This is a genomic window from Planktotalea sp. (assembly GCF_049680325.1).
In the GTDB taxonomy this organism is placed as follows: Bacteria; Pseudomonadota; Alphaproteobacteria; order Rhodobacterales; family Rhodobacteraceae; genus Planktotalea.
In genome coordinates this window covers 1-6,685 of the sequence record NZ_JBAUHO010000120.1, presented here as the reverse complement: position 1 = coordinate 6,685, position 6,685 = coordinate 1, and the positions used below count along the sequence as shown (strand labels likewise).

General features: G+C 56.3%; 8 protein-coding genes. 6 read left to right on the top strand and 2 right to left on the bottom strand.

The annotated features are described in order from the left end of the window. Window positions 1–108: 108 nt before the first annotated feature. From WBC85_RS05265 to WBC85_RS05245, 5 genes are all read left to right on the top strand, one after another. The gene (locus WBC85_RS05265) at window positions 109–699 is read left to right on the top strand and encodes a transglutaminase-like domain-containing protein (RefSeq protein ID WP_424433694.1); all 591 of its coding nucleotides are present in this window, start codon (window positions 109–111) and stop codon (window positions 697–699) included. Window positions 700–951: 252 nt separating this feature from the next. Continuing rightward, on the top strand, window positions 952–2,439 hold the full coding sequence (locus tag WBC85_RS05260; protein ID WP_424433692.1) for an FAD-binding oxidoreductase: 1,488 nt from the start codon (window positions 952–954) through the stop codon (window positions 2,437–2,439). Further along, window positions 2,436–2,843 (top strand): hypothetical protein, encoded by a 408-nt coding sequence (locus tag WBC85_RS05255; protein WP_424433690.1) that lies wholly within the window; start codon window positions 2,436–2,438, stop codon window positions 2,841–2,843. The genes WBC85_RS05260 and WBC85_RS05255 overlap by 4 nt, the downstream gene beginning before the upstream one ends. Then, a complete protein-coding gene (locus WBC85_RS05250) occupies window positions 2,840–3,886 on the top strand; it encodes a hypothetical protein (RefSeq protein ID WP_424433688.1) in 1,047 nt (348 codons plus the stop codon). Before WBC85_RS05255 ends, WBC85_RS05250 begins: the two co-directional genes overlap by 4 nt. Continuing rightward, window positions 3,876–4,169 carry a hypothetical protein gene (locus WBC85_RS05245; RefSeq protein ID WP_424433686.1) on the top strand — a complete coding sequence of 98 codons (294 nt, stop codon included), beginning with the start codon at window positions 3,876–3,878 and terminating at the stop codon, window positions 4,167–4,169. The genes WBC85_RS05250 and WBC85_RS05245 overlap by 11 nt, the downstream gene beginning before the upstream one ends. Window positions 4,170–4,196: 27 nt before the next feature. On the opposite strand, the gene WBC85_RS05240 is transcribed toward WBC85_RS05245, so the two are convergent. Together WBC85_RS05240 and WBC85_RS05235 are read right to left on the bottom strand one after the other, a co-directional pair. Continuing rightward, entirely contained in the window at window positions 4,197–5,120 is a 924-nt protein-coding gene (locus tag WBC85_RS05240) for a 2-hydroxyacid dehydrogenase (protein ID WP_424433684.1), read from the bottom strand. Next, window positions 5,113–5,961: a fumarylacetoacetate hydrolase family protein gene (locus WBC85_RS05235; RefSeq protein ID WP_424433682.1), complete on the bottom strand. Its 849-nt coding sequence runs from the start codon at window positions 5,959–5,961 to the stop codon at window positions 5,113–5,115. Before WBC85_RS05235 ends, WBC85_RS05240 begins: the two co-directional genes overlap by 8 nt. Before the next feature lie 221 nt (window positions 5,962–6,182). Here WBC85_RS05235 and WBC85_RS05230 point away from each other — a divergent pair. Beyond that, window positions 6,183–6,685 (top strand): NAD(P)-dependent oxidoreductase (locus tag WBC85_RS05230; RefSeq protein ID WP_424433680.1); only part of this gene is annotated, 503 nt, incomplete at its 3' end.

The window sequence follows — 6,685 nt, the reverse complement described above, 5'->3', positions numbered from 1 at the left end:
CTCCAAATCTCCCCGAACAAAAACGTCAGGGCCATGTGTTCACATGGGTCAATTCTCAGTGACAATTTATGGGGCTACCGGGTCAGTTCTCAATGACATTCAACAGCTATGCAGATTTCACTTACCGTGTCGGGTGAGGTCGAGACACATGCAACGAACGGCATTTACGGGCGAATTTACGGTGCGCCCCCCTTGTGGCATTTCAGGCAAACCACCAACCGCACAAAAGCAGGAACAGAAATTGCGGCCTTGTCCAGAATGGTCACCAATCCTGCGGGTGATTTGGCCGAACTCCATGCGCTCTCGGCGCAAATTCTAGCCAACGTGCCTTATGGCGGCGCTGTGACAGATGTGACGACCACAGCAGAAGCAGCGCTCGCGCTTGGAGGCGGCGTTTGTCAGGATCACGCGCAGATTTTCATCGCCGTCCTGCGCCATGCCGGTGTTCCCGCGCGCTACATTAGCGGCTACCTGATGATGGATGACCGCATCAATCAGGACGCCACCCACGCTTGGGCCGAAGCCCACATCGAGGGAATAGGCTGGGTCGCCTTTGATATTTCGAACGGGATTTCGCCCGATGAGCGCTATGTCAAACTGGCAGTAGGACGCGATTCAATCGACGCAGCGCCTGTTTCGGGCATGCGGATGGGCGATGCTCAGGAATCCATGCAGGTGACGCTTCAGGTCCAGCAATGATCTGGTGCGGTCAAGACTTGGCAGGCTGCGCATACTTTAGCGGGTAATCCTATCAAGCCAGTCGTTATGCTGGATCGAATAGCCGAACGCGCTATTAGCGCAAAACGTCAGATTGCATGTTCTACCTGACGCGTTAGAAATGCACTGTGGGGCTGGGAATTGTGCAAGGTATGGGAAACCATACTTTGGATATCAGCTCAAGATATTGATATATAGTGTTAAGTTCATAACGAGGGTGCGATTTTGGCGGCTTTGAAAACATTCACACGGCGCGCGGCTTTGCTTGGTGGGGGCGCTTTGCTTGGCGGCTTTGCCACCAAAGCGCTGTCCCCATCTAACCCGACGCTTGATGGCACGCGGTTTATTAAGCCCACTGGTGGTAAGGGCGTGTTGAACGATGCCAGCGGGCTAAGCGAGACGCCGATTTTCCGTCATATCACCCTTCGCGAAGACCCCGGCGCGCAGCTTGTTAAAGCGATCAGAGCGGAACTCGCCGAGGCGCGCGCGAACGGACGGGCCGTCAATGTCGGCGCGGCACGTCATTCGATGGGCGGGCAGGCCATTCCGCGCAACGGGCATGCGATCACCTTTGAGAACGGGTTCGTCGAGGTGGATAGGACCAACCGACAAATGCGCGCGCATGCAGGGGCGCGTTGGAGTGATGTGATTGCTATCGCCGATCCAATCGGGCTGGGGCCGCGCGTGATGCAGTCCAACAATGACTTTGGCATCGCCGCAACTTTTTGCGTGAACGCCCATGGTTGGCCTGTAAAAGAAGGGCCGATGGGCAGTACGGTCAGATCCTTCCAGATGGTCATGCCCGATGGTGACTTGGTGACGTGTTCGCGTAGCGAGAACGCCGAATTGTTTGGCATGACTATGGGTGGCTACGGGTTGAGCGGGATCATCACGCAAATGGACGTGGACCTTGCCGAAAACCAGCGGTTGGAGCCGAGCTATGCCGAAATGCCCGCCGAGGACTTTGGCGCGCATTTCGTGCAAGCACTTGCAGATGACAACGTCACGATGGCCTATGGGCGCCTTAGCGTTGATCGAGAGAACTTTATGTCGGACGCGCTGATGATTACCTATCGCCCAAGCGAGGATCAAAGCGACCTGCCCGCTGCGGGTGGCTCGGGCGCTGCGTCCAAGATTGCCAGCCGTGTTTACCGCGCGCAATTGGGTAACGAGCGGATGAAGCATGTGCGCTGGTGGTTTGAAACAGATCTGGCACGAAGCCTTGCCAGCGGACCTGCGACGCGGAACAGCCTTATCAACGAACCTGTCGTAACTTTGGATGATCGCAATCCAGATCGCACCGATATTTTGCACGAATATTTCGTTTCGCCAGATCGCTTTGCCGAGTTTGTTCAGGTGTGCCGTGCGGTGATCCCCTCGTCCTATCAGGAATTTCTGAACGTGACGCTTCGCTATGTTGATACGGACCCTGATAGCTGGCTGGCTTTTGCGCCGGTGCCGCGTATCGCGGCGGTGATGTCGTTCAGTCAGGAAATGACTGCGCGGGCCGAGGCGGATATGCGCCGCATGACGCAGGCGCTGATAGACGGGGTGACGTCAATCGGCGGGACATATTATTTGCCCTACCGCCCGCACGCGCGGCTAGATCAGCTTGTGAAAGGGTACGAACGTGCTGGCGAGTTCGCAGCGGCCAAGCGGGTTTTGGACCCTGATCTGCTGCTGCGAAACAACCTTTGGGACAGATATTTGGGGGCGCTATGACTTTGATCCGGAAAACCGCTATCGCGTATTTCTTTGTTTTGCTTGGCGCGGCGGCTTTGAATTACGTGCCGGGTATCACGGATGACGACGGGCTTGCCTTTGGTATCTTCGCGCTTGATCTGTTTGACGACGCTTTGCATTTGGTATCCGCCCTTTGGGCGCTAAGCGCCGCGTTTCTGGGTGCGCGCGCCAGCAAGATATTCTTGGTGATCTTTGGCGCGCTTTATCTTGGCGACGGTGTCTTTGGGTTCTTCACGGGTTACGGATACCTGGACATGGGGATTTTCACCAATCCGTCCGAGGGTTTGTCGTTCACCTTGTTCCGTGTGCTGGCGAACCTGCCGCACATCGCGCTTGGGGGCATTGCATTGTTTGCAGGGCTCAGGTTCGGGCGGGATGTATGAAGCGGTTTTTCAAGTGGCTCGGCCTTTCGCTACTGGCTCTGATTGTTGGTCTCATTGCGCCTGTCGGCTACGTCGAGCTTGCCTGTCGTCCAGCGGGGCAGGCGGCCAGCTATACTGCGATGCTTCCTGCAGAGCATCACAGGGCCGAAGGACGCACGCTTCTGACTTATCCAGAATGGCACATCGTTCATGCCTATGATGACTATGCGCAAGTGATCCGCAGCGGTGATCCGCATGACTATCGCTTTTTGCCGTCCATTGGCGGCTTTTGGACCTCGCTTTGCAGCCTGTCCAAAGCATCGGAGCCACATGGCGGTTTTCCGGCTGAGTTCAAGCAGACGATCTATACGATTGGTGTCAGCTTTACCGCTGAGCTTTTGGCGAAGGCGCTTTATGAGGAAACGATAGGGCGCATTGCAACGGCACTGCGCGGCAATACACGTGCGCCGCTGGATGATCTTTCGGCGCAACAAGCGACGCAATACAGCCAGTTTTTGCGACAAGTGCCGTGGTACAGGTGGGATTTTGCAACCGATGCAGCAGCGTTAGACGATGCGGCAACGGCGGTTTTCCGTGACCGCGAGCGTCGCTTTGCGCTTGGTATCGAGTACGGCGTAAAGGCCAAATATGCACAGGTTATCGCAGCGGCGGTCGCTAATATGGAGCCTGATGCGCTGCGTTTGCGGATGATCGTATCGGGGTTAAGTGCGACGGATTTGAGCGCTTATGAAGGCGTTCAGGTGATCGACGACCGGGGTTCTCAAGGAATTGAAATCGACACGCCGCGCTATCGCGCGTTGACGGAACTGTTATTCCAAATGGCCCAAGCTGGCGGCGAGTTTGTCGAGATCGCTGGAAATGACGACATCCTGTTTTCGATGACCTCAGACGAGCCAACGTTTGAGAACGCCCTTTATAGTTTTGAACGTCAGGGTTACAGCGATACACGCCATTTGGTGTTACTTCCTGTCAGCAAGCTGGCAATCGCGCTTCGCGGGATTGACGGCCGGGTCAACCGCCTGGAACACATTCATGACTATTAGAACTTGGATCGTATCCGTGGCGGCGGTCGTCGCTGGGTGGCTCGCGCTACAGGTGTCAGTGATGTACTTTACCGATGCGGCACCAGGCGCAGTAGCGTTGTTTCCAGCGTCTGATTTCACAACGCATTTGCCCGCGGACATGGCAATTGTCGGCGGTGGGGCGCATTGGATCGCAATCAAATCGGACACGCCAAATCTGGGAAAAAGCCTATATGCGGCCGGCGCTTTGCTGGTTCTGCCTGCCGGGCTTCCCGGATGTTTGCCTTTGGGCAAGGTCCTGTGAGGCCAAGCATGCCTTAGCCTTGTGGCTTTATAAATGGGCACATTCAGGCACGGGCGTAACGACGGTGCCATCCTTGAGGTGTTGCAGCAAGTTGTCCACCGTCAGCGCGCCCATAGCTGCGCGCGTTTCAACGGTAGCGCTGCCGACATGGGGCAAGAGGACGACGTTAGGCAAATCGCGCAGCGCTTGGGGGACGGCGGGCTCTGCGTCAAACACATCCAGCCCCGCCCAGCCGAGCGTGCCGTTTTGCAAGGCTTCAATCAGCGCCGTTTCATCGACGACCGAGCCACGGCTGACATTGATTAATGTGCCGTTGGGCCCGAGGGCCGCCAAGACTTTTGCATTTACGATTTTGGCCGTTGCAGGGCCGCCCGGGGTGATACAGATCAACGTGTCGCAGGCTTTAGCCATTTCTGTCAGATCGTCGTAGTAAGGATAGCCAACGTTCTTCGGGGTGCGGGAATGATAGATGATCTTGGCATTCCAGGGGGCAAGCTTGTCGGCGATCGCCTGCCCGATACGTCCGAGCCCCAAAATCCCGACAGTCTGGTTTTCGGCAGAGCGGGTGAGCGGGGCGCTGCCCTTTGCGGCCCAGTCGCCCGAACGCACGTAGGCGTCATCGCGCAGGACCTCGCGGTAGCAGGCGAGCATTAGCAAAACTGCCGTTGTCGCCACCTCCTCATTCAGCACGTTTGGCGTGTGCGTTACGACAATGGAACGGCGCGCGGCCTCGATTGCGTCGATGGCGTCGTAGCCGACACCATACCCACTGATAAGTTTCAGATTGGGCAGCGCGGCCATGAGATCTGGTTTGATGCCATCATGGCCATTGGTAATCACATACTCGATTGTTTCAGGATCGAAATCATCCAGTTGATGGATGGTGAACACCTTTTGAAGCCGCGCTTTCATCGTTTCGGTGATGCCACCGATTTGCAGGAGTTCAGGCATCCTGATCGACGTTCTGGCGCTGATGGCCAAGGCCCTGAATCGTCAGGTCCATCACATCGCCTTTTTTGAGGAAGACCGGTTCAGGCTTGATCCCGAGGCCAACGCCAGGCGGAGTACCTGTGGAAATGACATCGCCAGGATGTAGCGTAAACAGCTGGCTAAGGTGTTCAATGATTTCAGCAACGCTAAAGATCATCGTTGATGTGTTGCCCGTCTGCATGCGCTTGCCGTTTACATCCAGCGCCATATCAAGGTTCTGGGGGTCTTCGATTTCATCGCGCGTCACCAGCCAGGGACCGGTTGGACCGAAGGTGTCGCAGGACTTTCCTTTGGTCCATTGGCCCGTCAGATTGGCCTGAAAGTGCCGCTCAGAGACATCATTCACGATGCAATAGCCCGCGACATACTCTAGCGCGGTTTCTTTGGTGACGTATTTCGCTGTCTTGCCAATAACGACGCCTAGCTCCACTTCCCAATCGGTCTTTGTCGAGCCGCGCGGCATGACCACATCGTCATAGGGGCCAACGATTGCAGAGTTGGCCTTGAAGAACAGGATCGGGTGCTCGGGTATTGCGGCCCCTGTTTCCGCCGCATGATCGGAATAGTTAAGGCCGATGCACAGGAATTTGCCGATGTTACCAACGCAGGCGCCGAGGCGTTGTTCGCCCTCCACGATCGGCAGGCTGGCAGGATCAATCGCGCGTAGCTTGGCAAGGCTTGCGTCATCCAGCATGTCGCCTGTGATGTCGTTGATGTGTTCGGACAAATCACGCAACAAGCCTGCACTGTCCAGTAATCCCGGTTTCTCGTTCCCTACGGGGCCGTATCGAAGAAGTTTCATTGGATGTCCTTGCTTTGGATGTCGAAAATAGGCGTTTCCAGCCCGTTTGCCCATGTCTTTGCCCTGTGAGCAGCGCGTTCGCTATGCTGGTTAGCGTGCGGTATTTTAGGTAGATGAGTGGATCTGGATTGGGCTCTTGGCGTGTTTCGGCTAGCGTATGTTAGAGTTTTGGTTTTGACCATATCCTACCTGGATAATAACGTAACGAAGGACGGTTTCAGATGAGGCAAAAGCACAAGGTCACTTTTCTTGGCACCGGTTTGATGGGCGCGCCGATGTCGCGAAATTTGATTGCGGCGGGCTTTGATCTGACAGTCTGGAACCGAAGTCCTGAACGTGCTGCGCCGCTGGTGTTAGAGGGCGCGAAAACAGCAGCGCGCGCGGGCGCAGCAATTACGGGTGCGGATGTAGTCATATCGATGCTTACTGACGGCTTTGCCACGCAGGCGTTGCTTGCGGACGAAGAGGTGCGCGCGGCTTTGCAAGCAGGGATGATCTGGATCGACATGTGTAGTGCGAAACCTGAACACGCGCGCGCGCATTCCGCTGCGTTGAAACGCCTAGGCGTTGCCCATTTGGACGCACCGGTATCCGGCGGCACGAAAGGGGCCGAGAACGCCAGTCTGGCGATTATGGTCGGTGGCGAGCGCGGCGTTTTTGATGATGTTGCCGTCGTCTTCGAAGCACTGGGTCGGCCCGTTCACGTTGGTCCGTCGGGTACAGG

Coding starts and splice junctions, on each gene's coding strand:
- WBC85_RS05265 (WP_424433694.1), top strand. CDS start 109: ATGCAGATTTCACTTACCGTGTCGGGTGAGGTCGAGACACATGCAACG.
- WBC85_RS05255 (WP_424433690.1), top strand. CDS start 2,436: ATGACTTTGATCCGGAAAACCGCTATCGCGTATTTCTTTGTTTTGCTT.
- WBC85_RS05250 (WP_424433688.1), top strand. CDS start 2,840: ATGAAGCGGTTTTTCAAGTGGCTCGGCCTTTCGCTACTGGCTCTGATT.
- WBC85_RS05245 (WP_424433686.1), top strand. CDS start 3,876: ATGACTATTAGAACTTGGATCGTATCCGTGGCGGCGGTCGTCGCTGGG.
- WBC85_RS05240 (WP_424433684.1), bottom strand. CDS start 5,120: ATGCCTGAACTCCTGCAAATCGGTGGCATCACCGAAACGATGAAAGCG.
- WBC85_RS05235 (WP_424433682.1), bottom strand. CDS start 5,961: ATGAAACTTCTTCGATACGGCCCCGTAGGGAACGAGAAACCGGGATTA.